At 55.3% G+C, this 25,716-nt stretch carries 22 protein-coding genes; 1 reads left to right on the plus strand and 21 read right to left on the minus strand.

The features are described from left to right. Positions 1-360 precede the first annotated feature (360 nt). The 17 genes from thrS to citZ form a co-directional block, all read right to left on the minus strand. Positions 361-2,298, minus strand: a complete 1,938-nt coding sequence (gene thrS, locus C772_RS10010; protein ID WP_008299691.1) for a threonine--tRNA ligase — start codon at positions 2,296-2,298, stop codon at positions 361-363. Between the two features lie 374 nt (positions 2,299-2,672). Further along, on the minus strand, positions 2,673-3,620 hold the full coding sequence (gene dnaI / locus C772_RS10015) for a primosomal protein DnaI (protein ID WP_008299692.1): 948 nt from the start codon (positions 3,618-3,620) through the stop codon (positions 2,673-2,675). A 1-nt stretch (position 3,621) separates the two neighbouring features. After that, entirely contained in the window at positions 3,622-4,992 is a 1,371-nt protein-coding gene (locus C772_RS10020; protein ID WP_008299694.1) for a replication initiation and membrane attachment family protein, read from the minus strand. A gap of 28 nt (positions 4,993-5,020) precedes the next feature. Beyond that, entirely contained in the window at positions 5,021-5,482 is a 462-nt protein-coding gene (gene nrdR, locus C772_RS10025; protein ID WP_008299696.1) for a transcriptional regulator NrdR, read from the minus strand. 188 nt (positions 5,483-5,670) lie between these two features. Then, complete coding sequence (gene speD / locus C772_RS10030; RefSeq protein WP_008299697.1) at positions 5,671-6,054, minus strand: adenosylmethionine decarboxylase; 384 nt, start codon at positions 6,052-6,054, stop codon at positions 5,671-5,673. Positions 6,055-6,325: 271 nt separating this feature from the next. Next, positions 6,326-7,348, minus strand: coding sequence for a glyceraldehyde-3-phosphate dehydrogenase (locus C772_RS10035; protein WP_008299698.1), 1,023 nt, complete (start codon positions 7,346-7,348; stop codon positions 6,326-6,328). Between the two features lie 127 nt (positions 7,349-7,475). Further along, positions 7,476-8,072: a dephospho-CoA kinase gene (coaE, locus tag C772_RS10040; protein ID WP_008299699.1), complete on the minus strand. Its 597-nt coding sequence runs from the start codon at positions 8,070-8,072 to the stop codon at positions 7,476-7,478. 13 nt (positions 8,073-8,085) lie between these two features. Continuing rightward, a complete protein-coding gene (mutM, locus tag C772_RS10045; RefSeq protein ID WP_008299700.1) occupies positions 8,086-8,958 on the minus strand; it encodes a bifunctional DNA-formamidopyrimidine glycosylase/DNA-(apurinic or apyrimidinic site) lyase in 873 nt (290 codons plus the stop codon). A 46-nt stretch (positions 8,959-9,004) separates the two neighbouring features. After that, entirely contained in the window at positions 9,005-11,638 is a 2,634-nt protein-coding gene (polA, locus tag C772_RS10050; protein ID WP_008299701.1) for a DNA polymerase I, read from the minus strand. A gap of 89 nt (positions 11,639-11,727) precedes the next feature. Beyond that, entirely contained in the window at positions 11,728-12,783 is a 1,056-nt protein-coding gene (gene hflC, locus C772_RS10055; protein WP_008299702.1) for a protease modulator HflC, read from the minus strand. Then, the gene (gene hflK / locus C772_RS10060; RefSeq protein WP_008299703.1) at positions 12,773-13,756 is read right to left on the minus strand and encodes an FtsH protease activity modulator HflK; all 984 of its coding nucleotides are present in this window, start codon (positions 13,754-13,756) and stop codon (positions 12,773-12,775) included. Before hflK ends, hflC begins: the two co-directional genes overlap by 11 nt. A 148-nt stretch (positions 13,757-13,904) precedes the next feature. Beyond that, positions 13,905-15,422 (minus strand): two-component system histidine kinase PnpS, encoded by a 1,518-nt coding sequence (gene pnpS / locus C772_RS10065; protein ID WP_008299704.1) that lies wholly within the window; start codon positions 15,420-15,422, stop codon positions 13,905-13,907. Further along, on the minus strand, positions 15,419-16,138 hold the full coding sequence (locus tag C772_RS10070) for a response regulator transcription factor (protein WP_008299706.1): 720 nt from the start codon (positions 16,136-16,138) through the stop codon (positions 15,419-15,421). The genes pnpS and C772_RS10070 overlap by 4 nt, the downstream gene beginning before the upstream one ends. Beyond that, positions 16,107-16,628, minus strand: coding sequence for a MaoC/PaaZ C-terminal domain-containing protein (locus C772_RS10075; protein WP_008299709.1), 522 nt, complete (start codon positions 16,626-16,628; stop codon positions 16,107-16,109). Before C772_RS10075 ends, C772_RS10070 begins: the two co-directional genes overlap by 32 nt. 220 nt (positions 16,629-16,848) lie before the next feature. After that, positions 16,849-17,787 carry a malate dehydrogenase gene (gene mdh, locus C772_RS10080; protein WP_008299711.1) on the minus strand — a complete coding sequence of 313 codons (939 nt, stop codon included), beginning with the start codon at positions 17,785-17,787 and terminating at the stop codon, positions 16,849-16,851. A gap of 104 nt (positions 17,788-17,891) precedes the next feature. Beyond that, positions 17,892-19,160: an NADP-dependent isocitrate dehydrogenase gene (gene icd / locus C772_RS10085; protein ID WP_008299712.1), complete on the minus strand. Its 1,269-nt coding sequence runs from the start codon at positions 19,158-19,160 to the stop codon at positions 17,892-17,894. Between the two features lie 85 nt (positions 19,161-19,245). Beyond that, positions 19,246-20,361, minus strand: a complete 1,116-nt coding sequence (gene citZ / locus C772_RS10090; RefSeq protein ID WP_008299714.1) for a citrate synthase — start codon at positions 20,359-20,361, stop codon at positions 19,246-19,248. Positions 20,362-20,587: 226 nt separating this feature from the next. On the opposite strand from citZ, the gene C772_RS16145 reads away from it, so the two are divergent. Next, on the plus strand, positions 20,588-21,550 hold the full coding sequence (locus C772_RS16145; protein ID WP_008299717.1) for an AI-2E family transporter: 963 nt from the start codon (positions 20,588-20,590) through the stop codon (positions 21,548-21,550). On the opposite strand, the gene C772_RS10100 is transcribed toward C772_RS16145, so the two are convergent. The 4 genes from C772_RS10100 to C772_RS10115 all read right to left on the minus strand — a co-directional run bounded on the left by C772_RS10100 (position 21,540) and on the right by C772_RS10115 (position 25,716). Beyond that, positions 21,540-21,926 (minus strand): FxsA family protein, encoded by a 387-nt coding sequence (locus tag C772_RS10100; RefSeq protein ID WP_008299720.1) that lies wholly within the window; start codon positions 21,924-21,926, stop codon positions 21,540-21,542. The genes C772_RS16145 and C772_RS10100 overlap by 11 nt on opposite strands. A 65-nt stretch (positions 21,927-21,991) precedes the next feature. Continuing rightward, on the minus strand, positions 21,992-23,752 hold the full coding sequence (gene pyk, locus C772_RS10105) for a pyruvate kinase (RefSeq protein WP_008299723.1): 1,761 nt from the start codon (positions 23,750-23,752) through the stop codon (positions 21,992-21,994). A gap of 18 nt (positions 23,753-23,770) precedes the next feature. Further along, the gene (pfkA, locus tag C772_RS10110) at positions 23,771-24,730 is read right to left on the minus strand and encodes a 6-phosphofructokinase (protein WP_008299724.1); all 960 of its coding nucleotides are present in this window, start codon (positions 24,728-24,730) and stop codon (positions 23,771-23,773) included. 23 nt (positions 24,731-24,753) lie between these two features. Then, positions 24,754-25,716 (minus strand): acetyl-CoA carboxylase carboxyltransferase subunit alpha, encoded by a 963-nt coding sequence (locus C772_RS10115; protein ID WP_008299727.1) that lies wholly within the window; start codon positions 25,714-25,716, stop codon positions 24,754-24,756.

The raw sequence follows: 25,716 nt of genomic DNA on the forward strand, positions 1-25,716 counted from the left end.
TTCCGCGGGCGTTGCCTTAGCCTCCTCGAGCTACGCTCTGCGGGGTCTTCGGCTAACGCTTTTCCCGCAGGAGTCGGCGCCTCCACTACAAGCAAATAATGAGATAGACATTTAGCAAACATAAATGGCATCGGCTGGCCCACGGAACGGGATCAGAGCCACTCCTTTTACTTTGTCATCTTGAAACTACACTAGAATGCAAACGGCATGGACGTCGGGAGACACCTGCAGGAAAAGCCGGGCTGGCGAGATCCGCTTCACGCGGAGCTCGGCGCCGGCCTGCGGTAAGCGACCAGAGTCCATGCCGTTTTGCTATGCTCACATTAAAGCTTCTTCCCGGTCAACGCCTCGTTGTTTAACTCACTGTTTCCCGTCCACTTCTTCGCGGAGTTTGGCGATAAAGTCGTTGAGCGGGATGGATTCGGATTTTTGTTCGCCGTATTTCCGGACGTTGACTTCGCCGGACTCGGCTTCTTTGTCGCCGAGGACGAGCATGTACGGGATTTTCTGTGTCTGGGCTTCGCGGATCTTGTAGCCGAGTTTTTCGTCACGGCTGTCGACATCGACGCGCAGGCCCTGTGCCTGGAGGGCTTCCCGGACTTTCTCTGCATAGTCGTGGTGGACTTCCGGAGAAACCGGAATGACTTCCACCTGGACCGGTGCGAGCCATGTCGGGAACGCGCCTTTGTACTCCTCGATGAGGAATGCGACGAATCGCTCCATCGTGGAGACGACACCACGGTGGATGACGACCGGGCGGTGCTGTTTGCCGTCGCTGCCGATGTAGTTCAGGTCAAAGCGTTCAGGCAGGAGGAAGTCAAGCTGGACAGTGGACAGGGTCTCTTCCTTGCCGATGGCCGTCTTGACCTGGACATCGAGCTTAGGACCGTAGAATGCCGCTTCGCCTTCCGCCTCGTAGTAGTCGAGGCCGAGGTCATCCATCGCTTCCTTCAGCATGCTTTGTGCCTTTTCCCACATTTCATCGTCATCAAAATACTTTTCCGTATCCGCCGGATCGCGGTAGGACAGGCGGAACGAATAATCGTTCAGGTTAAAGTCTTTGTAGACATCCATGACGAGTTCGACAACGCGCTTGAACTCTTCCTTGATCTGATCCGGACGGACGAAGATGTGGGCGTCGTTCAGTGTCATGCCGCGCACGCGCTGCAGGCCGGATAGTGCACCGGACATTTCATAGCGGTGCATCAGTCCGAGCTCCGCGATGCGGATCGGCAGGTCGCGGTAGGAGTGGATGCCGTTTTTATAGATCATCATGTGGTGCGGGCAGTTCATCGGGCGCAGGACGAGTTCCTCGTTGTCAGCCTGCATCGGCGGGAACATGTCATCCTGGTAGTGCTGCCAGTGGCCGGACGTCTTGTAAAGCTCCACATTTGCCATGACCGGCGTGTAGACGTGATCGTAGCCGAGCTTTTCTTCCTTGTCGACGATATAGCGTTCGACGAGACGGCGGATCGTCGCGCCTTTCGGGAGCCACATGGGAAGCCCTTGCCCGACCAGCTGGTTCGTCATGAACAGGTCGAGCTCCTTGCCGATTTTCCGGTGGTCACGCTCCCGCGCTTCTTCAAGCAGGCGGAGATGTTCTTGCAGGTCTTCTTTCTTGAAGAACGCCGTTCCATAGATGCGCTGGAGCATCTTGTTATCGGAGTCTCCACGCCAGTAAGCGCCGGCAGTGCTGAGCAGCTTGAACTCCTTCAGCTTGCCGGTGGACGGTACGTGGACGCCCCGGCAAAGGTCGAAGAATTCGCCTTGGTGATAGATCGTCACTTTTTCATCTTCCGGAATCGCGTCGAGCAGTTCCAGCTTATATTCATCGCCGATCTCCTCGTAGATTTTCCGGGCTTCGTCGCGAGTGACCTCTTTCCGGACAATTTCAAGGTTTTCATTGATGATTTTCTTCATTTCTTTCTCGATGGCGGCAAAGTCTTCCGCGCGGAGCGGTTCAGGCGAATCGAAGTCATAGTAGAATCCGCTTTCGATAACCGGGCCAATGCCGAGCTTCACGTCTTTGAACAGTCGTTTTACCGCCTGGGCGAGCAAGTGTGCAGAACTGTGGCGGAGAATCTCAAGTGCTTCCGGTGAATCCTGAGTGATGATTTCGATGTCCCCGTCTTCCGTGATGGGTGTACGGAAATCGATCAGCTGACCGCTGAGCTTGCCGGCCAGCGCCTTTTTGCGCAGACCGGGGCTGATCGACTGGGCCACATCCTCTGTTGTCGTACCCGCCGCGAATTCTTTTACCGCGCCATCCGGGAAAGTCAATTTAATCTGTTCTGCCATGCCAATGGGCTCCTTTCAATTTTCCAAAATACGCAAAAAAGCCCCGTCCCAAAAAGGGACGAGGCCTGCTCGCGGTTCCACCCTTCTTCCTGCCGGCAATGAACGACCATGCCGGAGAAGCTCTGCATCGGATAACGGACCGGAGGCCGGCTCGGGCTAATCCACGGTTTCCCGGGGTTCACCTTCGCTGCTCTGGGGTGGTCGATCCGATGCCGCGCCATCGGGGGCTCTCAGCCTAAGGCCCCGTTCTCTGTCTGGCCGGACAACCGTTCGCTGTCCCCGTCATTGCATTTGGAAGAAGTATTGAACTCATCATACGAAAAACCCGAGAAATTTGCAACAGCCGATTGCATGCATCCGGCTAGCAGATCTGATCAGCTGCGCTCGCGGCGGTTTTCCCCGTCAAGACGCACCGGTACGGTCATCGCGCGGATCCGCTCCATGATGCGGCCCGCCTTGACGACTTCCTTGTCCCCGCGCTGGGTGTACGACAGGTGGGTTTCCATTTCCTTATAGTCAAAGTTCGACGTGAAGAAAGTCGGAAGCTTTTCCGCCATCCGGTGGTGAAGGATGGTCGCCAAAACTTCGTCGCGCGTCCAGGCGGTCAGTGTCTCTGCCCCGAGATCATCGAGCATCAGGACCGGGGCCCGTTTGACGAAGTCGATTTTCTCGTTCAGCGACTGGTCCTGGATCGATTGCTTGAGCTCCCGGAGAAACTCCGGTACAAAAACGAGGACAGACGGCACGTGCCGCTTCGCCAGTTCGCCGGCGACCGCTCCGAGCAAATAGGATTTACCCGTGCCGAACGGGCCATGAATATAGATCCCTTGTGCAGGCAGCTCGCCTGTGCGGTCATATTTATCAAGGAATTCCAGGACAAGCTCCACTGCGCCAAGACGGCTCTCCCCTTTCGTGATATCAAAATCACGGATTTCCAGGTTAAGCATGTCCTTTGGCATATGCATGCTGCGGATCATGGAAGACACGCGGCGACGTTCCGAATCTTCCAATTTCCTCTTGCACATCACATAATCGACGCCGATCGAACCCCGCTCGATCACCAGCTTCGGTTCATACCCCTTCATCATATTGGTGCATGCTTCCAGGCTCTCGCACTTGCCGCAATCATGGGATTGGGAGGTATATTCATACAGCTTCCCCAGGCCGCGGTCGACCATCGCCTTGTCCACTTCCCCGGCGTGGGCTTCCAGGAAAGCCTGTACACCGGGATGGTTCAGGACTTCAGACCGCATCTCTGAATATCGTTCGGCGAATGTCGGTGCATTGACAATTCGCTTTAGTGTGTCACGGATCGGTTCCATCTCAGTTGACACCGCCTTTCGTCATGCCGAATTTCTCCATGAGGCGGATCCGCCTTGCCTCGATGTCGGGATCCTTCTCCTCTGGCCGGGGCTCTTTATCGCCCTCGGGTTTGTGGTCTTTCTTGTAGAACCAGTCGGGTACGGCTTCCGTTTTGGCACCCGGCTTTCGGGGTCTCGTGGTTCCGCCGCCCTCCTGCTTCCACTTCATATACTTGTCGTGTTCTGTCCGTGCCAGCTCGAGCGCGTCCTTTACATTGTCGACTTTTTTAGCCATCCAATGCGAGGCGATCCGCTCAACATAATTGTTCGTCAGCTTCCCGTCGTTCCTGAGCCATACATACTGCAGAAGCACATTGACCACACCTGACGGAAGGCGATGTTCCAGCACAAGCTTCTGTGCAAGTTTTACATCCACCTGCATCGGCTCGCGTCCCCCATTGATGTCTTTCAGCATCTCGACCGGCGAACTGGACTCCAGATAGAGGATCAGCTCATCTTCCTTGGTTTTCGGTTCTTCAGGAGAAGCCGCTTTTTCCTGGGTGGCGATGATTTTGGTGAGTTTCGGAGCTGTATTCGACCTGGACAGCTTGTAATAATCGGCAGCTGCACGCTTCAGCCGGTCTTCCGTCAGATTGCCGTCGGCATCGATCGCCAGAAGGACGACCTGCTGCATATCGACCGGCGACAGGCCATATAGGAAGGCGATCCGGACGATCATTTCTTTCACCGACGGAGTAAATGCCTTCCTTGGCACCAGTTGCGCCGACAGCCCTTCCATCATAAGCGGGAAGTCAAACGGATAGCCGGTGAAAGCGAGCTTTGGCGCCCGCTGGTTTGATTCGTATGTATCTGTATCTTCCTCCATGGCACCTGCCTTGACGGACTTGTACACTTCGGGGAATGACCTGGACACCTCTTCGTAGCCCTCCGGAACCGGCGGGTTCAGAAAACGTCCGCGGATGCGCTTATATGTCTGGGCCCCCACCTTGCCGAACAAGAACATCGACAAAATCGGATCATGGAAGAACGTCTCCGGGTCCAATGGCGGCTTAAGTTCATAAAGGAAGCAGCGCGCCTCCCCGTCATTTTTCCGGTAGGTCTTGAGCAGCCCGATTCCCTCAAGTGACAGCCTGGCCTCGAACAGCGTCCCGATCGGCATATCAAGAAGGTTGAGGAGGTGATAGTGGGTGGACTCTGCGGTCCCTTCCCGCTCAGCCTCTCCCCAAAGGGCAAAGAAGACCGCCATCGCCCCATGCCCGATAAGCGGCTGGTAGAGTGCGGTCAGGATCTGGCGGTCAAAATCGGAAAAGGGATAAGGAAGACGGACACAATACGCATCCGACGGCTGCAATTCTTTGTAGAGCGGATTCATATTCCCATCCTTTCATTCCGCGGGTCAATCAGTCATCTTCTTTCTTCAGGAGGTCTTTCAGTTCATCGATAAAAACATTAATGTCCTTGAACTGACGGTAGACGGAGGCGAACCGTACATAGGCGACGTCATCGATTTCGACAAGCCGCTCCATCACCATCTCCCCGACATCCTCGGACTTGACTTCGGCATTGCCCTGGCGCCGGAGCTCTTTCTCGATCGAGAAGACAACCTCTTCAAGGTCGTCGAGCGGCACGGGCCGCTTTTCACAGGCCCGGATCAGTCCGCGCAATACTTTCTCACGGCTGAACTCTTCCCGTGAACCGTCTTTTTTCACGACGATCAGCGGCATCTCCTCGACTTTTTCAAATGTAGTGAACCGGTATCCGCAAGCCTCGCACTCCCTGCGTCGCCGGATCGCCTTGCTTTCGTCCACCGGCCGGGAATCGACGACTCGCGTCCCGTTATGCTGACAGGCCGGGCACTTCATCGGCATCCCCGCTTTCTGTTTAAGTTCATGATCTTCCGGTCACCCGATGTGAGCGGAGTGTGTCATTCATTCCATTATAGCAGAGTTCCGCCGGCGGCTAAACGGGATACTGCCTGCCAGAAACTGCTCCAAAAATAAAAAAGCAGAAGCTTCCGCCTCTGCTCTTGATGTTCCAATCATAAACGGTGTCAGGCCATGACGGTGACCGCTGTTTTTCCGGCTCCGACAGGACCCATGCCCCGGGGCAGTTCGGTCATCTGGCGGTTCTTTGCTCCGAGCGCATCCGCAATATAGCCGGCTGCAATGGTCGGATCAAGATCTCCGCAAGTGTATACGTCAATGCTGGCATAGCCATGCTCAGGGAAGCTGTGGATCGTGAGGTGTGATTCGGAAATGATGACGACCCCGCTGACTCCCTGCGGTGCGAATTTGTGAAACGCGACTTCTCGCACTTCCGCGCCCGAACGCAATGCGGCTTCGACAAATGTCTGCTCGATATACGGCATGTCATTCAACTTGTCGAATTCACATTCCCAAAGTTCAGCAATTACATGACGACCCATTGTTTCCATGGTTCGTCCCCCCTTCTTCAGTAAGTATTGCCGGCTGTCGGCAAACGGGCAACCACGGGGGAAAGTTAGTCCGATGAGGTCCTAACCCTTTAAGCTGCCCAGTGTGAACTTTGAGGTTCACGGGATAATTATATGACGGGAACCCTTCAAACGCAACTATTAATCTCAAACAGAGGATAAACGGCCAATCATTCCCAATGACGGACGATGTCTCTGTCCCCCTCCGCGGCAAACAGAAAACCCGGGCGGGGCCCGGGTCCTGACTCATTGATTACGCATTGACTTTCGCACCGATTCCGGCCGCAACTTTCTTTGTTAGGTCGACAACGCGTGCAGAATAGCCCCATTCATTGTCATACCATGCAAGAACTTTCACTTTGCGGTCTCCCATGATCATCGTCGTGAGCCCGTCGATTGTAGCCGAGTGCGCATCGGTCTTGAAGTCACTCGAGACAAGCGGTTCTGTCGTGTAAGCAAGAATTCCCTTGAGCGGGCCTTCTGCCGCACGGATGAAGGCATCATTGACTTCTTCGACCGACACGTCACGGTTCAGGTCAACCACAAGGTCGACGAGCGAGACGTTAGGGGTCGGAACGCGGAGTGCCATGCCGTGAAGCTTGCCTTTGAGTTCCGGCAGTACGAGAGAAAGTGCCTTTGCGGCGCCTGTAGTTGTCGGGATGATCGACTCGGCAGCCGCGCGCGCACGGCGGAGGTCCTTGTGCGGATTGTCGATGTTGTTCTGGTCATTTGTATATGCGTGGACAGTGGTCATCAGTCCGCTGTCGATGCCGAATTCGTCATTCAGCACTTTTGCAACCGGTGCAAGGCAGTTTGTTGTGCAGCTTGCGTTGGAGATGACATCGTGCCGGTCGAGATCAAGCTGATCATCGTTCACACCCATGACGATGGTGACATCTTCGTTCTTGCCCGGAGCGGTCAGGATGACTTTCTTCGCACCGGCTTCAAGGTGAAGGGCCGCTTTGTCCCGGGAATTGAACTTGCCGGTCGCTTCGATGACGATATCCACGCCGAGCTCTTTCCACGGAAGCTTAGCCGGGTCACGTTCAGCAATCAGCTGGACCCGTTTGCCGTTGACGACAAGCGCATCGTCCTCAGTCAGGACATCTCCTTCAAACTTTCCGTGAATGGTGTCATATTTCAAAAGATGGGCAAGTGTTTCCGGCGGATAGCTCGCGTTGACCGCTACAATATTCAATCCGTCTTCAAGAATTGCCTGGCGGAATACCATACGGCCAATCCGGCCGAAACCGTTAATCGCGATGGAAGGATTCATGAGGGGGCCTCCTGTAACTGTGTTATACTCATTTTCTTTTACTCGTAATTAGTATATCACATTTACCGGAAAAAGCACCCACATTTATCACGTTCAATGAAATTACATGATTCAGAATGTTTACCGGTCAGGGGAAGGCATTCCAGGATTCCAGAATCCGGTCCAGCTGTTCTTCCGTCTCTTCTATGGTCCCATTGTTGTAGATGACGGCATCTGCTCCCCGTTCTTTCTCGGAGATCGGAAGCTGTGAGGTGATCCTGGCCCTAGCTTCCTTTTCACTGAAGCCGTCCCTTTCCATCAGCCGCTTCAGCTGGGTCTCCTCTGTCACTGATACGACGAGGATCTTGTCGGCGTAATGCTGGAGCCTGCTTTCAAACAAAAGCGGGATATCCATCACTACGGTCTTCGCCCCACGGTCAAAGTGCCCGTCGCGCTGGCGCAGCATCTCCTGACGGATGGCGGGGTGCATGATGTCATTCAATTTCTTGCGTTCGGCCGGATCGTTGAAGATCCGTTCCCCGACCGCGGCTCGGTCCATCGTCCCGTCCTCAAGGATCACCTCTTCCCCGAACGCCTGACGGACCCTTTCGAGTGCAGGCTGCCCGGGCTCGACGACGAGCCTCGCGACACGGTCCGCATCCACAATCGGAAATCCTCTTGCTTCAAGCATCCCGGAAACTGTACTTTTCCCGCTCGCAATACTTCCGGTCAATCCGATAATCATTGTGACACCTCTTTCAATGCTGGCATTTCGGGCAATAGACCGATGTCCGCCCGGCTATTGTCACCCGTTTGGTTTCCGCACCGCAATCGGGACAGCCTTTCCGCCCGTACATGCGCAGCCGGTTCTGCATCCCGCCTGCTTCGCCGTTGATGTTCCGGTAATCCGAGATCGAGCTGCCGCCCGCTTCGATCGCTTCTCCAAGCACCTGGCGGATCTCAGCAAACAGTCGCTCAAGACGCTCCATGCTGATTCTGCCCGTCTTCCGTACAGGGTGGATCCCGGTCCGGAAAAGCGCTTCAGTCGCGTAGATATTCCCGCAGCCGGAGATGACTTTTCCATCCATAATCGTTTCCTTGATCGGCTTTCCGGCGTATTTCGCAGTCCTGCACAGACTCAGAAAATGCCCTGCTGCTGATTCATCGAACGGTTCAGGAGCCATCGCGAGCAGCGGCGGATGATCGCTTTCCTCCCCGATCAGGCGCAGCTCACCGAAACGGCGGATGTCCGCAAAGGCAAGCAGGCCGCCGTCCTCCATCCCGAATATGACATGGATATGCCGGCGAAACTTCTCCTCCTTCACCTCATCGATGTCGTTGACCGCGAACCAGGCGCCCGACATGCCGAGATGGCTGACAAGAAGAAAGGTTTCTCCGTTTTTCTCAAGGTGAAAGTAAATGTATTTGCTCCGGCGGGTGACATCCGTGATCGTCATCCCGCGCATCCGCTCAGCGAACTCTTCCGCAGAGATGTTTTTCAGGATGGCTTCTTTTGCCTCAGACTTCGATTGGATGACCGTATCGGACACCGCAATGTCCCGGATTGTCCGTCCGGATGCGGCCGGGGCGAGCGACCGCACGACCCCTTCTACCTCCGGCAATTCCGGCATGTTGTTCAACTTCTTTCTTTATAAAATGGTTCTTTTGCTGGGTGACTTATTTTGTATCGTACCAGGATGGACCGTAGGCGGATTCCACCATTAGCGGTACATCCAGTTCCAGTGCCGCCTCCATCACATCCGGCACCACCTCGGCAAGCTTTCCAAGCTCCTCTTCCGGGCACTCGAAGATCAGTTCATCATGCACCTGAAGCAGCATGCGTGCCTGCAGGCCTTCCCGCTCCAGACGCTTGTCCATCTCGACCATCGCCTTCTTAATGATGTCCGCTGCGGTTCCCTGGATCGGCGTGTTCATCGCGGTCCGTTCAGCGAAGCTTCTCAGGTTGAAGTTCCTGCTGTTGATATCCGGCAAGTATCTCCTGCGGTTCATGAGGGTCGTGACAAAACCTTTTTCCTTTGCTTCGGCAACCGAATCCTCCATGTACTGCTTGACACCGGGGAAACTGGCCAGATAGCGGTCGATGAATTCCGCAGCTTCTTTTCGTGTGATGTTCAGGTTCTGGGAAAGTCCGTAATCACTGATCCCGTAAACGATCCCGAAATTGACAGCTTTCGCCGCACGCCGCATGTCCGGTGTCACATCCTGCGCTTCCACGTGGAACACATCGCCGGCCGTCCGGGTATGAATGTCCTCACCTTCACGGAATGCGTCAATCAGCTTCTCGTCTCCGGACATATGGGCAAGGACGCGAAGTTCGATCTGTGAATAGTCTGCAGCAAACATCACCCAGCCCGGTTCCGAGGGGACGAAAGCCTTGCGGATTTTCCGCCCTTCCTCGATGCGCACCGGAATGTTCTGCAGGTTCGGGTTGGTGGAGCTCAGCCTTCCTGTCTGTGTGAGAGCCTGCTGGTAATACGTATGAATCTTGCCGTCCGCATGAATCTCTTTCAGCAGCCCCTCGATGTAAGTGGACTGGAGCTTTCCAAGCTGGCGGTATTCAAGGATCAGGTCGATGATCTCATGCCGCCCGCTGAGCTTTTCAAGCACGTCCGCTGCAGTGGAATAGCCGGTTTTTGTCTTCTTGATCACCGGCAGGCCCATTTCCTCGAAAAGGATCACACCCAGTTGCTTGGTCGAGTTGATGTTGAACGTTTGACCGGCCAGGGCATAGATCTGTTCTTCAATGGCTTCAAGTTTGCCGGCGAGGTCTTCCCCGATTTCTTCAAGGATACCCCGCTCGGTTTTGACGCCGGTGGCTTCCATGCGTCCGAGGATCGTCGCAAGCGGAATCTCGAGTTCCCGGTACAGTTCGAATTGGTTGTTTTCCTTTAGGCGCCCTTCCACTGTCTCGCGGAGCCTGTGGACGGCAAGCGCCTTGCGGCTTGCATGTTCCGCAACGGTTTCCAGGTCAGGGACTGCCCGTTTGGCGCCTTTTCCGTAAATGGCCTGGTCTTCCGAAACCCCTGAAAACCCGAATTCCCTTGCCGCGGAAGACGCGTCGGTGAGCGACACGGAAGGATTGGCGATATAAGCGGCGAGCAGCAGGTCAAAAACGATGCCGTCCGCTTCGAGCTCCAGCCTCGCAAGCGCAGCCAGAGAGGCCTTTGCGTCGACGGTCAGTTTTTCCGACGAATCATCCGCAAGCCACTTTGCGAGCTGCGGGTCCGCTTTCAGATGATCTGAAGGGATATAGACGGTCTCTTTTCCGTCAGACAGCGCCACACCGAGAATATCCGCCGTGTGATAAAACTCATCGGACAGTTCGACATGGAAGGCTGTGCCGCTCTTGAGGAGGGATTCGGGCGCTTTCTCGGCGACCGTGAAACGGATCTCTTCCGCTTCCTCTGTCTCTGTTGCCGGCTGTGCCCCATCCGCCTTTTCGATGAGTGTCCGGAAATTCAGCTCACGGAACACCGGGATAACCTGCTCCATGTCCGGTCCCGGGTAGGTGATGTCTGACAGCCCGATCTCAATTGGGGACTCGGTGTTGATTGTGGCGAGCGCTTTGCTCATCCTGGCCAGTTCCTCATTCTCGACCAGCTTCTCTTTCAGCTTTTTCCCGCTGACTTCGTCAATGCCATTGTAGACGCCTTCGACAGAGCCAAACTGTTTCAGCAGCTTGATCGCGGTCTTTTCTCCCACACCGGGAACTCCCGGGATGTTATCGGATGCATCGCCCATCAGACCCTTCATATCGATGATCTGTTCAGGCGTCAGGCCATACTTTTCCTTCACATGATCCGGCGTATAGGCCTCGATGTCGGTCATTCCTTTTCGGGTGATCTGGACGGTCACCGCTTCATCAGCAAGCTGGGTCAGGTCCTTGTCACCGGTGATCACGACGGTCTCCACACCGCCGGCCGCAGCTTCACGGCTTAATGTGCCGATGATGTCATCCGCCTCAAAGGACTCCAGCTCGTACTGCCTGATGTTGTAGGCGTCGAGCATTTTTCGGAGATACGGGAACTGTTCGGACAGCTCGGGCGGCGTTTTCTGCCGGCCGCCCTTGTACTCCTTATACGTGCTGTGGCGGAACGTTGTTTTTCCGGCGTCCCACGCGACCAGCATATGGGTCGGCTGTTCATCTTTCAGGATCTTCTCCAGCATCATCGCAAAGCCGTACACCGCGTTGGTGTGCACGCCCTGGTCATTCGTCAGGAGCGGCAGGGCGAAAAACGCCCGGTAGGCCAGACTGTTCCCGTCCAGGAGCAGCACTTTCTGCTTGGTCATTCAGGTCAACCTCCATCCGCAAATAAAAAACGTCGTCTCCCTCCATCTTACCACAGGGGCAGGATGGAGCAGAAACGACGTGTTGGCGCTTATTCGGTGAAGCCGGAAAGGATCCTTGCATAAGGGGAATCGGATGGGATGACAATCATCGTCTCTTCACCGATCGTCTTCTTATACGATTCCAATGTACGGTAAAGCTCATAGAAATCAGGGTCTTTCGAGAAGGATTGGTTATAGATGCGTGCCGCTTCCGCCTCGCCTTCCGCCCGGATTACTTCAGCCTGTTTTTTCGCTTCGGCCAGAAGTTCCTGCACTTCCCGGTCCGTTTCGGCTTCAATGCGACGTTTTTCCGCATCCCCTTCCGACAGGTAGGTCTGGGCGGTCGATTCCCGCTCCGAGATCATCCGCGTATAGATGGACTGTTCGTTCTCAGGCGGCAGGTCGATCCGCTTCATCCGGACATCCGTCACCGCAATTCCGAAATTACCGGATTCCAGCAGTTCATTCACCCGTTCGGTGACTTTGTCGTTCAGGTTGCCCCGGGAGGAGTCCTCGTCGTTGACGATGCTTGTATAGTCAAGCTGCCCAAGCTCCGAACGGACAACGGAATAAATATATTCTTCCATCCGTGCCTCGGCATTGACGATATTCCTCGCGTTGTTGATCATCATTTTCGGGTCGGTAATGCGCCATACTGCATAGTTGTCGATGATCATGCGCTTTTTATCCTTTGTCGTGATTTCCGCTTCGGAGACGTTATAGGCCATCTGGTTTTTCGGAAGCATCGTCACGCTTTGCAGAAACGGAACCTTGAATTTCACACCAGGGTCCGAATCGATGCGGACGATCTCACCGAACTGACGGACAACGCGGTACTCGTTTTCCTTTACTACATACACATTTGCAAGAAGGATGAGCAGCACTGCGAAAATGGAAGTGAACACAATGGCCGGCTTGATGTACTTGCGCAGGTCTGCCGGCGGCTTCGGTTCCGAAGGATCATTCGTTTTCCTGGACCGTTTCTTTTTCCCGAAAGGAGTGATCTTGCTGCTGCCGCCTGATTTTTTGCGCGCCTGTTCCTGTCTCTGCCGCTCCAGGAACTTCTCTTCGATGCTCTTGAATGGGTTGTTGTCATTATTGGCCATCGTTTTTCCCTCCTTCCTCCTGGGTGTTCTGATCTGAGCTTTGAGGCACGGCCGGCTGAGGCGGCTGGATCGGCAGGTATTTCACTGTCCCTTCCCCGTCGTTCATGATATAGATCTTCGCGCCGGGGAGAACCTGCTCGAGGGTCTCAAGAACCAGCCGCTCCCTTGTGATGTCCTGATTGTTGCGGTACTCCTCGTACAGTTTGTTGAACACGGCCACATCACCGTGGGCCTGCTCGATCCGGGACGTTTTATCCCCCTGTGCCCTGGAGAGGATTGCGTCCCGCTCTCCCGTAGCCTCGTTCTTTTTCTGGTTTTCGTATTTTTTGGCCTGGTTGATCTTCGTGCTTTTCGTCTCCCGGGCATCTGTTACCGCGGTAAACGCCGAACGGACTTCCTCATTCGGAAGCTCGACATCCTGGAGCTTCACTCCCTGGATGGATATTCCGATGTCGTACTTATCGACGAGTGTACTGAGAAGGTCCCTTGTCTCCGCCTCGATTTCAGCCTTCCCGTCTGTGAGTGCATCGTCGATCGGCGAGGAACCGATGATCGACCGGATGGATGCCGCCGTGGCGTCATGCAACAATTCCCTCGGATCCTCTGCGTTGAACAGGTATTTCACAGGTTCTGTGATTTTCCACTGGACGACCAGGTCGGCAAGGACGATATACTCGTCGCCTGTGATCATCTTTGTCTCCTTGTCATAGGAGATGAGGTTTCCGTCCTCGTCCTGGTCATAGCCGAACGTCGTACTGAACGTCTCTTTGGACAGTTTCTCCACTCTCTGTACCGGCCATGGAAGTTTGAACTTCAGTCCCGACTCCGTTACCGTTTCATCCGCCTTTCCGAACGTAATGATGACGGCCTGTTCCCCTTCATCCACTGTGTACCAGGTCGTGAATGCGAGGACGACGAGGATCAGCCCTGCAAAGGCCATTCCGGCAATCGTCAATATGCGCTTAACGCTCATGTGGGATTCTCCTTTGTATTGGTCTATGTATAGTTCATATACGGCCATCAGCGCTCTGCGGTTTCATCATTTTTGGGATCCCGGCAAAAAATGGACACAAAAAACTCCCCTGCCCGCTTGTCTGTGCGTTAAGCGAGCAGGGGAGTGATCAGTTATCACTCAATGGAATGTTCACCGTGAAGGTCGATCCTTTGCCGGGCTCGCTCTTCACAGAGATTGTACCGCCGTGAAGCTCCACGAGATGCTTCACGATGGAAAGGCCAAGCCCGGTGCCGCCGGAATCCCGGCTCCTGGCACGGTCCACCCTGTAAAACCGTTCAAACAGCCTCGGCAATTCCTCAGCCGGGATGCCAATGCCCTGGTCAGTCACAGCGATGGACGCCATGCCCTCAGATACAGTCGCCGTGACCCCGATTGGAGTCCCGGGCTTTGAATAGCTCACGGCATTCGTCAGGAGATTGACCAGGACCTGGACGAGGCGCTCAGGGTCACCCTTGACACACAGATCCGGCGGGCATTCGGAGCGGATGGTCATCTCCCGGTTTTTCAGCCTGCCGGAGACGGAACGGATGGAGCGTTCGATGATATCCTGCACATTGACCGTCTGAAGCCTGAGTGAATACCCCTCTTTTTCGATCTTGGAGAGGTCCAGAAGATCTTCGATCAGCATCTCAAGTCTTCCGCTCTCGCCATGGATGATCTCCAGAAATTGCATGGCAGCCTCTTGGTCATGGATGGCCCCGTCCATCAGTGTCTCGGAAAAGCCCCGGATCGACGTGACCGGTGTCCTGAGCTCGTGGGACACATTGGCGACAAAGTCTTTCCTGACCCGCTCGAGGCGGATCAGTTCGGAAATGTCATGCATGACGACCACGATGCCGAGCCATCCCCCGTGTTTATCAATGACAGGCGCAGAATAAACCGCCATCGTGCGGTTTCCCGTATCCGTTTCGATATCGATCTGTTCGGATACCGGCTTTTCCCTGACGGAGACCACATCAATCAGCGTGACAAGTGCATCAGGAAGCCCGGCTGCCTTGTATGCGCTGCCGATCAGCCGGTTCTCTTCCTGCCCGATCTGATTGAGGAAAAATGAGTTGGCCATGGAAATATCGGAATTCCTTCCGATCATGAGCAGGCCGCTGCCCATGTTGGCAATCAGGGTTTCCAGCCGTTCGGCTTCCGTCTCCCTGATGGATTGCATCTCCTGAAGATTCCGCGCCAGTGCATTGACCGCGGTGACCAGGCCAATCTGGATGCCCGGGGCCGTCCATCCCGCCCTGGCGGAGTAATTGCCCTTCGCCAGTTCCATGGTGGTATCCGTCACCAGGTCGATCGGACGGATGTACCGCTCCGTCAGACGGTGGAAAACAATGACGGACACGATGAAGGCAACCGTAAAGGCGATGACGATCAGCCGGAGAAAGCGTGCAGGTGCCACCCCTGCTGCGTCATCGGCCATTCTCTGGCTGAGCTGCTCACGGTCTCCGCTGTCCATCTCGACCCCCATCTCAGCCAGATGCCGGACAACCGCCTCCGCCTCTGCCCTGCTTTCCTGATCCTGCAGGATGGGAAATGTCTGGCCCAGGACGATGGCAAGGCCTGTCAGTGTGATGGCCATGATGAAGATGAATGCCAGGAACAGCAGCCTCTGGAGCGATTTCATCCTTCCTGAGGGCCCTCGAATTTATAGCCGGTCCCCCGGATCGTCTTGATGAAGACCGGACGCCTCGTGTTTTCTTCAATCTTGTCACGGAGGTGGCTGATATGTACGTCAACAATTCTCGTATCCCCGGCAAAGTCATAGTTCCAGACCGCACTGAGAAGCTGGTCACGTGACATCACCCGGTTCCGGTTGGAAATCAGGTGGACGAGAAGTTCAAATTCTTTTGGAGTGAATTCCAGAGGCGTGCCATCCTTGTAGGCTTCAAAGCGTTCCGGATACACCTTCAGAGGGCCTGATTCGTACACCGGCTCCGCCTGCTCGTCGGTATCCTGCACAGGCGAGCGCTGTTCCGACCTGCGCAGCACCGCCTTGATCCGTGCCACGACTTCCCTCGGACTGAACGGTTTCGTCATATAGTCGTCGGCGCCAAGCTCCAAACCGAGGATTTTCTCCAGTTCATCCGACTTGGCGGTCAGCATGATGATCGGGGTGTCTACCCCCTTCTGTCGGAGGGTACGGCACACATCCATACCGTCCAGCTTCGGCAGCATCAGGTCCAGGACGATGAGGTCCGGACTTTCCGTCTCTGCCTTTTGCAGCCCCTCCTCTCCATCGGCGGCGGTGATTACATCATAACCAGCCTGTTTCAGGTTGTACTCAAGCAGTGTCAAAATAGGACGTTCATCATCCACGACCAGAATTCGTTTCACGTTCATCCATGCCTCCATCAGGCGCACCAAGCGCAGAAATTTCCGTATTGCCGCCGTCAACCGGCGCCATTCCGGCCACCAGCTCGCCGGCCATCACCGTGCGATTCTCCTCGTCTGCCGCCTCAACCCGGATCAGGACAGTGCGGGAAATGAGATCCACATTTCCGATTGTGAGATCAAAGGACACCGTCGACCCGTGCCAGGCGGCTTCCGGGAAACGGAATCGCTGTTCCAGCACTCTGGAACCCGGTCCGGGAAGATGCTTTGATACAGCCGAACTGACGATGCCCGTCAGCATCACAACAGGAACGACCGGCCTTTTGTAGCCGGCTGCCGCCGTGAAATCATGCTGGATGTAAAGCGGGTTGCTGTCATTGGTAAGCCCAAGGTACAGGAGCAGATCCCGGTCATCCATTTTCTCGACGATCTTCAGGGATTCCCCTTCAGTCAGCTCTTCTGCCGGACGGATCCGGACGCGGCGCCCGTTGAATAGCAATTCAATCTCCCCTTTGGCGGTGTAGTCTGCAGAAGACAGAAATGATCCGCCGCTCTGCTTACTTCCAATATTCTTATTATAGCATGGACGGCAACTGCAACGGTCCTTCAGAGCAAGAAAGAAGGGACATTGCAGAATGACAGGATGTCTGTCCTCTGCAATGCCCCATTGCGAACATCTTCGCACCTGAATCTATTTTGCGCTAATCCGTTACTTGTCCTCATTCCAGTACGTTCATCACATTCCTGACGGACTCGGCTGATTTTCCGAGGCTTTTCTTTTCATCTTCTGTCAGATCAAGCTCGATGATTTTCTCGATGCCGCCCGCCCCGAGCACGGCAGGCACGCCGATATAAAGGCCGTCCATCCCGTACTCGCCTTCCAGATAAGCGATGGCAGGTAGCACCCGTTTCTGGTCTTTCAGGATCGCTTCCGCCATCTCGGCAAGTGATGCGGCAGGCGCGTAGTAGGCTGACCCGTTGCCGAGCAGGTTGACGATCTCGGCGCCGCCTTTCCGTGTCCGGTCAACGATTTCATCGAGTCGTTCCGGCGGAAGGAGTGTTTCAAGCGGAATGCCGCCCGCATAGGAGTATCGGACAAGCGGCACCATATCATCGCCGTGCCCGCCCAGGACAAACCCTGTAACATCTTTGACTGATAGATTCAGCTCCTCGGCGACAAATGTCCGGAAACGTGCTGTGTCCAGTACACCGGACTGGCCGATGACCCGTTCTTTGGGGAGGCCGCTTTCCTTGAAAACCGTATACGTCATCGCGTCCACCGGATTTGTCAGCACGAGAATTGTGGTATCCGGGGAATACCGGGTGATTTCCGATGTGACGGCTTTCATGATTATCTGATTGGTCTTGACAAGATCATCGCGGCTCATGCCAGGTTTGCGTGCCATGCCTGCCGTGATGATGACCAAATCGGAGTCCTCCGTGTCCCGGTAGTCGGAAGTGCCGGTGATTTTCGCGTCAAATCCCAGCACGGGGGCGGATTCTGCCATATCGAGCGCCTTCCCCTTTGTCGGTTTTTCCATATCCGGAATATCGACGAGGACGACGTCTCCAAGTTCTTTCTGGGCAATCAGGAAAGCAGTGGTTGCGCCAGTGAAACCGGAACCGATCACCGAGATCTTGTTGCGTCTGATGGACATTTCGCTCACTCCTTTGTTTGGAAGGGTTGCTGCATGCAAAAAAGGGAGGAGCCTGGGCTCCTCCCTTTCGTATTCCCGATATTCGGAAGAAAATCCTTTTCCGATTACAGGTTCTTGATCAGTTCGTCGGCGAACTCGGAAGCCTTGACTTCTGTTGCGCCTTCCATCAGACGTGCAAAGTCGTAAGTGACGACTTTCGATGCGATTGTCTTCTCGATGGATTTCGTGATCAGGTTTGCTGCTTCGTTCCAGCCGAGGTGCTCGAGCATCATGACACCGGACAGGAGGACCGAGGACGGGTTGACTTTGTCGAGGCCTGCATACTTCGGTGCCGTGCCGTGTGTTGCTTCGAAGATCGCGTGGCCGGTCACATAGTTGATGTTCGCGCCCGGCGCGATGCCGATGCCGCCGACTTGCGCAGCAAGCGCGTCGGAGATGTAATCGCCGTTCAGGTTCATCGTCGCTACGACGTCGAACTCTTTCGGACGTGTCAGGATCTGCTGGAGGAAGATGTCGGCAATCGCATCTTTGATGATCAGTTTGCCTGCCGCTTCAGCATCGGACTGTGCTTTGTTGGCAGCATCCGTGCCTTGCTCTTCCTTGATCTTGTCGTACTCGTTCCAAGTGAAGACTTTATCGCCGAACTCTTGCTCAGCCACTTCGTAGCCCCAGTTCTTGAACGCGCCTTCCGTGAACTTCATGATGTTGCCCTTGTGTACGAGTGTGACAGACTTGCGGCCTTCTTTGAGTGCGTACTCGATCGCAGAGCGGACGAGGCGCTTCGTGCCTTCTTCGGAAACCGGCTTGATGCCGATACCGGAAGTTTCAGGGAAGCGGATGTTCTTGACGCCCATTTCGTTCTGGAGGAAGTCGATGACTTTGTTGACTTCTTCCGTACCCTGCTTGTATTCGATACCCGCATAGATATCTTCTGTGTTTTCACGGAAGATGACCATGTCTGTGTGTTCAGGATGCTTGACCGGCGAAGGAACACCTTCGAAGTAGCGGACAGGACGTACGCATGCGAACAGGTCGAGTTCCTGGCGCAGTGCTACGTTCAGGGAGCGGAAGCCGCCGCCGATCGGAGTTGTCAGAGGACCTTTGATCGCGATGAGGTACTCATCGATTGTCTTGAGTGTTTCTTCAGGAAGCCAGTTCCCAGTTTCGTTGAACGCCTTCTCGCCTGCAAGGACTTCTTTCCAGACGATCTGCTTTTTTCCGTCATATGCCTTCTCAACCGCTGCCTCGAGGACGCGGGAAGCTGCATTCCAGATGTCGGGGCCTGTACCGTCACCAATGATGAATGGAATGACGGGTGCGTCAGGTACATTCAGTTTACCGTTGGATACTGTGATCTTTTCACCGTTTGCCATGTTGAATTCCTCCTGATTCTATCTTTGTTCACAAGTAGGGGACGGCGGTTGCCGTCCCTAACATTGTACACTATTTCACATACAATTAGCGTTCGTTTACGGGAACGTAGGATTGCATGCCCGGGCCCGTGTAGTCTGCACGCGGGCGGATCAGGCGGTTATTCGCATATTGTTCGAGAATGTGCGCGATCCAGCCGGACATGCGGGACACCGCGAAGATCGGCGTGAACAGGTCGTGGTCGATGCCGAGCGAGTGGTAGACCGATGCCGAATAGAAGTCGACGTTCGGAGGCAGGTTCTTCTGTCCCGTCACAAGCTCTTCGATCTGTGTCGACATCTTGTAGAGGTCTTCCTGGCCCGTGAGGCCTGTCAGCTTCTCGGACATTTCGCGCAGGTGCTTCGCACGAGGGTCGCCCTTGCGGTAAACGCGGTGGCCGAAGCCCATGATCTTTTCTTTGTTGTCCAGTTTTTCCTGGATGTAGGATTCGACCTTATCAGGGGAGCCGATCTCGGTGAGCATCTTCATGACCTGCTCGTTGGCGCCGCCGTGGAGAGGGCCCTTAAGCGCACCGATCGCCGCAGTTACGCCGGAATAGATGTCGGAAAGAGTCGCGACACATACACGTGCAGTGAACGTGGATGCGTTCAGCTCGTGGTCCGCGTGGAGAACAAGCGCCTTGTTGAACGCTTCTTCCTCGATCGCTTCAGGCTCCTTGCCGTTGAGCATATAGAGGAAGTTCGCAGCGTAGCTGAGCTCCTTCTTCGGCGCAACCGGCTCTTCGCCTTTACGGATGCGGGAGAACGCAGTCACGATTGTCGCGACTTTTGCCTGGAGCTTGATCGCTTTCTCATAGTTGGCTTCGTCGGACATGTCTTCCGATTTGTCATCATACAATCCCAAGAGCGATACCGCTGTGCGGAGTGCAGCCATCGGATGTACGTTATCAATCGGATAAGTCTTGAAGTGGTCAAGCACTTCCTGAGGCACGGCCATGTTGTCGGCCAGCTGCTGCTTCAGTTCCGACAGCTCGTCCGCTTTAGGCAGACGCTTGTGCCAAAGAAGGTAAACGACTTCTTCAAAGCTTGCATGATTCGCGAGATCATCAATGTTATAACCGACGTATGTAAGTGTATCGTCGATGATGGAGCTGATGGAAGACTCGGTAGCCACTACCCCTTCAAGTCCGCGTGTTGCAGTCATATCAATCTCTCCTTTTTCCCTGTAATGCCTTTGCCCGGGCATAAAAAAAACCGGGTTCTGGCCATATGCAGCTTGTACAATCTGTTTAAACGCTTACAAGAACATTATAATCATTTCTTACATTTTTGTGAATGGAAATGCATGATTTTCTTTTGTGCTTGGCCAGAACAAGAAAAAAGAAGGGCGAAGCATTAAAAAAACCGGCCGAAAACAGGAGGGTGAAAAGGTGAAAACCGGCATCAAATTCCAAAGAGGGGTGAGAACTTACGGTCCGATTGCTGCCGGGGCGGCGCTCTGTTTTTTTCTGCCCCAGCTGTCATTGGCCATACTTGCGGGCTATATCGCATCTCCCGCCGTTTCGTTTATGAAGCAAAGGCTCCGCATCCCGCTTCCTGCCGCTGCTCTCCTGGCAGAACTGCTGATTCTGGCATCCGGCGCCTTTGCGCTCCTTTTCGCGCTTCAGCAAATCATCCTGACCCTGCCCGCCATCCGGGCCGCGCTTTCAACCATGGACTTCGAGCATCCGGTCGCTTCCGAATGGCTGGCATACGCAGAAACAGCCGTGTCCGCAGCGGGAGACAATCTGATCGATTCTTCGGCGGGCATGGTGCAGGCTGCATTCGGCCAGGTGTTTTCCTTTATCCTTTTCCTGCTCGCATTCTATTTTGCCCTCTATGAATCCGCGAGGGACCGTTTTTGGTTCCTCTCGGCCCTCCCCGCGGATGCCAGGAAAAAAGCAAAAGGAATGTTCCGTGAGGGCGGCAGCCTCTTTGGAACATTCCTCTTCGTGGAGCTCAGGCTGATTTTGCTGACGTTCGTCATCCTGAGCATCGGACTTGCGGCACTCGGCTTCGGCTCGCCGGTCGGCAGGGCTTTCCTGATCGCTTTGGCGGACAGCCTGCCGTTTCTGGGAATCGGGATCTTCCTGATCCCGATGGCGGCCTACTACCTTCTGAGCGGCAATGCCCTGCTTGGTGCTGCGCTGATCGTCCTCTACGTTTTCGTCATGCTGACCCGGCAAATCGCCGAATCCCGGATGTGGGCGGCCACATTCCAGCTCAGGCCGTCACACACATTCTTCATTACAGCAGCGTCAATTCTTCTGTTTGGGCTGGCAGGTATCGTGCTGAGCCCGATCCTGCTGTTCGTGGCAGCACGCATCAGAAAGATGCCTGCCTTCAGCGGATAATGACCACACTGCCGTTTTTCATCTTTTTCCGGATCTGGCGGTAAAGGAACGGTTTCAGCTTTTTCCTTACTCCCGGGATCAGCAGGAACAAGCCGATCACATCTGTAATAAAGCCCGGGAACAGAAGCATGAGGCCTCCGGCCAGAATAAAGAGTCCGTCAAGGGCTGCATCGCCCGGCGGATAACCTTCTGCCGCCTGTTTCCGGATGTCCTGCCAGGCCCGCAGCCCTTCCCGCTTTGCCAGGTAGGATCCGGCAGCGGCTGTCAGAAGGATCAGAAGGATCGTTTCAAACACTCCGATATGGCTTCCGGCATAGAGAAGAACCGCCAATTCGGTTGTCGGGACGACGATAAACAAAAGGAACAGCCATTTCAAATTGAAAAATCCTTTCGAAAGACGCCCTGCCGTTCCGGCCAGGGCGTCTTGGTTTCTTGATTTAATTATAGCACGGATGCATGGCCGTTGTAGACTACGCCGGCTTCGGCATCGATCGTCAGATCCTGTCCGTCCCCGATTTCGGTCATGGCGTTTTTCACGCCGATGATGACCGGGATTCCCACATTAAGGCCAACAACCGCCGCGTGACTGGTCAGGCCGCCTTCCTGGACGACCATGCCTGCGCACTGCTCGATTGCCGGCATCATGTCCCGGTCTGTCCCGTAGGTGACAAGGATCTTGCCTTTCATGTCACGTGCGAGCGCTTCTTCGGCATTCCGTACGACAGCGGCCTGTCCGAATGCAACCGCCTTGCCGATGCCCTGGCCTTTTGCCAGCAGATCCCCGATGACGTGGATCTTCATCAGGTTGGTCGTGCCCGCTTCACCGACCGGAACGCCTGCCGTGATGATGACGACATCCCCATGGGTGACGTACTTGTGTTTGATGCTTTCTTCAACCGATGTTTCCAGAATGGCGTCGATCGATTTGACGCGCTCTCCGACAATCGGATAAACACCCCAGACGAGCGTCAGCCTGCGCGAGCATTCGTCGGATGCCGTCACTGCGATGATCGGGCAGCCCGGGCGGTATTTCGCGATCATCTTCGCTGTCTGTCCGCTCTCCGTAGGCGCAATGACAGCCCTGACGTTCAGGTTGACCGCCGTGTAGGCGGCGGCCTGTCCGATTGCATCGGTCATATTGCCTTCCTTTTCGCGCCGTCTTGTTGAAATGACGGAGCGGTAATCCACGGCCGCTTCTGCGGTCTTTGCAATCCTGTCCATCGTACGGACAGATTCTGCCGGATACTGGCCGGCTGCCGTTTCACCGGACAGCATGATCGCATCGGATCCGTCCAGAATGGCATTTGCCACGTCGCTCGCCTCTGCCCGTGTCGGACGGGGGTTGCGCTGCATCGAATCGAGCATCTGCGTGGCAGTGATGACCGGCTTGCCGGCCTGGTTGCACTTTTCAATCATCCGCTTCTGGACAATCGGCACTTCTTCTGCCGGAATCTCCACACCGAGATCCCCGCGCGCGACCATCAGTCCGTCGGAGACTTCAAGGATGGCATCGAGATTGTCGACCCCTTCGCGGTTCTCGATCTTCGGAATGATCTGTACGTGACCGGCATCATTTTCCTCAAGCAGCTTCCGGATTTCCATGACATCGGACGCACGGCGGACAAATGACGCCGCGATAAAGTCCACCCCGTTTTTGATCCCGAAGAGGATGTCGGATGCATCTTTTTCAGTGATTCCCGGAAGCTGCACGGATACCCCGGGTACGTTGACGCCTTTTTTATCCTTCAGGGTCCCCGCATTCCGGATGACTGTCCGGATTCTGCCGGATTCGGGATCCGACTCCCTGACTTCCAGCTCGATCAGGCCGTCATCCAGTAAAATCGTAGATCCGGCGTGCACGTCCTCCGCCAGCTTTTCATACGTGACCGAGAAGCGCTCGGAGTTGCCGAGCACCTCGGTCATCATGATGTCGATTTCCTGCCCGTTTTCCAGTTCCACCGCTCCGCCATCCATCTTGTGGGTGCGGATTTCCGGGCCCTTTGTGTCCAGGAGGATGCCAACGACACGGTTCATCCTTCTGGCAGCCTCGCGGATATTGCCGATTCTCGCCAGGTGTTCTTTATGGTCACCGTGGGAGAAGTTGAGACGCGCGACGTTCATTCCCGCATCGATCAACTTTTCCAGCATCTCAGGCGTTTCACTCGCCGGCCCGATCGTACATACGATTTTTGTCTTCCTCACATCGCTCGCCCCAATCCTTTAAATCGATAGTTCTTTCGAAAGTTCGTAAAGGCCGTCTTCCATGCCTTCCCTTCTGCTGAATACTTCCGTTAAAGGATAGTCTATCACTGCGTGGTTTCGCATGCCAACGGCGACTCCCGCACGGCCTTCAAGAAGCACTTCGACAGCCCTCGCACCGAACTTTGAAGCGAGGACCCGGTCACGGCCGGTCGGGCTGCCGCCCCGCTGAATGTGGCCGAGCACCGACACACGGGTCTCGATCCCCTCGGCTTCCTTTAGCTTTTCCGCGAGATCCTGGGCCGTCATGACGCCCTCGGCGACAATCAGGATACTATGCTTTTTGCCCCTGCCGGTTCCCTGCCGGAGCCTCGTGATGATTTCATCGACATCGTGGGGCTTTTCGGGAATCAGGATCGACTCGGCACCTCCGGCAACACCTGCCCAGAGTGCCAGGTCGCCCGCATCGCGACCCATCACCTCGATGATGAAAGTCCGCTCATGGGACGTGGCGGTGTCCCGGATTTTGTCGATCGCGTCGATCACGGTGTTAAGCGCAGTGTCAAAGCCGAGTGTGTAGTCGGTGCCGTTGATATCGTTGTCGATCGTTCCCGGCACTCCGACACATGGGACCCCTTCCTGCGATAGGGCCTGGGCACCCCTGTATGAACCGTCGCCGCCGATGACAATCAGCCCTTCGATTCCGCGTTCACTCAGTTGGCGGACTCCTTCCGCCCGGCCTTCCGGTGTCTTGAATTCTGGGCATCGTGACGAGTGCAGCATGGTGCCGCCCTTCTGTATGATGTCCCCGACAGATCCCGCATCAAGGCGCTCGATCTTCCCTTCAATCAGCCCCTGATAGCCGTTATAGACACCAAAGACATCAAGACCTTCAAAAATCCCTTTCCGGACCACCGCCCGGATGGCGGCGTTCATGCCGGGGGCATCCCCGCCGCTTGTCAGTACCGCTATTTTCTTCATTCGGGCAACCTCCCGGTCAATCTTTAGTCTTCGCCTTCCTTGTATACCCCAATGTTGCGGAATTTACGGTACCGGTCTTCGATTACCTGGTCCGCGTCCATCGTGCAAAGGGTGTCCATGGAAGAACGGATTGCTTTCCCGATCGCATCGGCCTGTCCGGCAGCGTCACGGTGTGCGCCTCCCATCACTTCAGGGACAATTTCGTCGATGATCTCCATTTCCTTCAGGTCCGCAGCGGTGATTTTCATCGCTTCCGCGGCCTGCTGTGCAAGAGCGGCGTCTTTCCAGAGAATGGATGCCGCGCCTTCCGGCGAAATGACCGAATACGTCGAGTTCTCGAGCATGTGGATATGATTGGCCACACCGAGACCGAGCGCCCCGCCGCTTCCGCCCTCGCCGATCACGATACTGATCACCGGAACGCGGAGTCCTGCCATCTCGACCAGGTTTCGGGCAATTGCCTCACTCTGGCCGCGCTCTTCGGCGGCCTTGCCCGGATACGCGCCTTTCGTATCGATAAAGCAAATGATCGGACGGCCGAATTTCTCTGCCTGCTTCATCAGGCGCAGCGCCTTCCGGTAACCTTCAGGGTGCGGCATCCCGAAGTTTCTGCGGATATTCTCTTTTGTGTCCTTGCCGCGCTGGTGCCCGATCACGGTCACCGGCGTGCCGCCGAACGAAGCGATCCCTCCGACAATGGCAGCATCATCGCCGTAGGCACGGTCCCCGTGAAGCTCGATAAAGTCCTCGAACAAATACCCGATATAGTCCAGGGTCGTCGGGCGTTCAGGATGGCGCGCCACCTGGACACGGTCCCAGGCGGCCATATTGCCATAAACGTCGGCCTCCAATTTCTGCAGGCGCTCCTCAAGGCTGCGGATTTCATCCGCCATATCGACATGCGCATCATCCGTAATGTTTTTCAGTTCTTCAATCTTTTCTTTAAGCTTGATTACCGGCTCTTCAAAAGGCAGCGGCTTCACCAT

Source organism: Bhargavaea cecembensis DSE10 (assembly GCF_000348905.1).
Classification (GTDB): Bacteria; Bacillota; Bacilli; order Bacillales_A; family Planococcaceae; genus Bhargavaea; species Bhargavaea cecembensis.

Bases quoted from the DNA above. Each gene is read 5' to 3' on its own strand.
- thrS (WP_008299691.1), bottom strand. From the start codon at position 2,298: ATGGCAGAACAGATTAAATTGACTTTCCCGGATGGCGCGGTAAAAGAA.
- dnaI (WP_008299692.1), bottom strand. From the start codon at position 3,620: ATGGAACCGATCCGTGACACACTAAAGCGAATTGTCAATGCACCGACA.
- C772_RS10020 (WP_008299694.1), bottom strand. From the start codon at position 4,992: ATGAATCCGCTCTACAAAGAATTGCAGCCGTCGGATGCGTATTGTGTC.
- nrdR (WP_008299696.1), bottom strand. From the start codon at position 5,482: ATGAAGTGCCCGGCCTGTCAGCATAACGGGACGCGAGTCGTCGATTCC.
- speD (WP_008299697.1), bottom strand. From the start codon at position 6,054: ATGGAAACAATGGGTCGTCATGTAATTGCTGAACTTTGGGAATGTGAA.
- C772_RS10035 (WP_008299698.1), bottom strand. From the start codon at position 7,348: ATGAATCCTTCCATCGCGATTAACGGTTTCGGCCGGATTGGCCGTATG.
- coaE (WP_008299699.1), bottom strand. From the start codon at position 8,072: ATGATTATCGGATTGACCGGAAGTATTGCGAGCGGGAAAAGTACAGTT.
- mutM (WP_008299700.1), bottom strand. From the start codon at position 8,958: ATGCCGGAATTGCCGGAGGTAGAAGGGGTCGTGCGGTCGCTCGCCCCG.
- polA (WP_008299701.1), bottom strand. From the start codon at position 11,638: ATGACCAAGCAGAAAGTGCTGCTCCTGGACGGGAACAGTCTGGCCTAC.
- hflC (WP_008299702.1), bottom strand. From the start codon at position 12,783: ATGGCCAATAATGACAACAACCCATTCAAGAGCATCGAAGAGAAGTTC.
- hflK (WP_008299703.1), bottom strand. From the start codon at position 13,756: ATGAGCGTTAAGCGCATATTGACGATTGCCGGAATGGCCTTTGCAGGG.
- pnpS (WP_008299704.1), bottom strand. From the start codon at position 15,422: ATGAAATCGCTCCAGAGGCTGCTGTTCCTGGCATTCATCTTCATCATG.
- C772_RS10070 (WP_008299706.1), bottom strand. From the start codon at position 16,138: ATGAACGTGAAACGAATTCTGGTCGTGGATGATGAACGTCCTATTTTG.
- mdh (WP_008299711.1), bottom strand. From the start codon at position 17,787: ATGTCCATCAGACGCAACAAGATCTCGGTGATCGGTTCCGGTTTCACT.
- icd (WP_008299712.1), bottom strand. From the start codon at position 19,160: ATGGCAAACGGTGAAAAGATCACAGTATCCAACGGTAAACTGAATGTA.
- citZ (WP_008299714.1), bottom strand. From the start codon at position 20,361: ATGACTGCAACACGCGGACTTGAAGGGGTAGTGGCTACCGAGTCTTCC.
- pfkA (WP_008299724.1), bottom strand. From the start codon at position 24,730: ATGAAGAAAATAGCGGTACTGACAAGCGGCGGGGATGCCCCCGGCATG.
- C772_RS10115 (WP_008299727.1), bottom strand. From the start codon at position 25,716: ATGGTGAAGCCGCTGCCTTTTGAAGAGCCGGTAATCAAGCTTAAAGAA.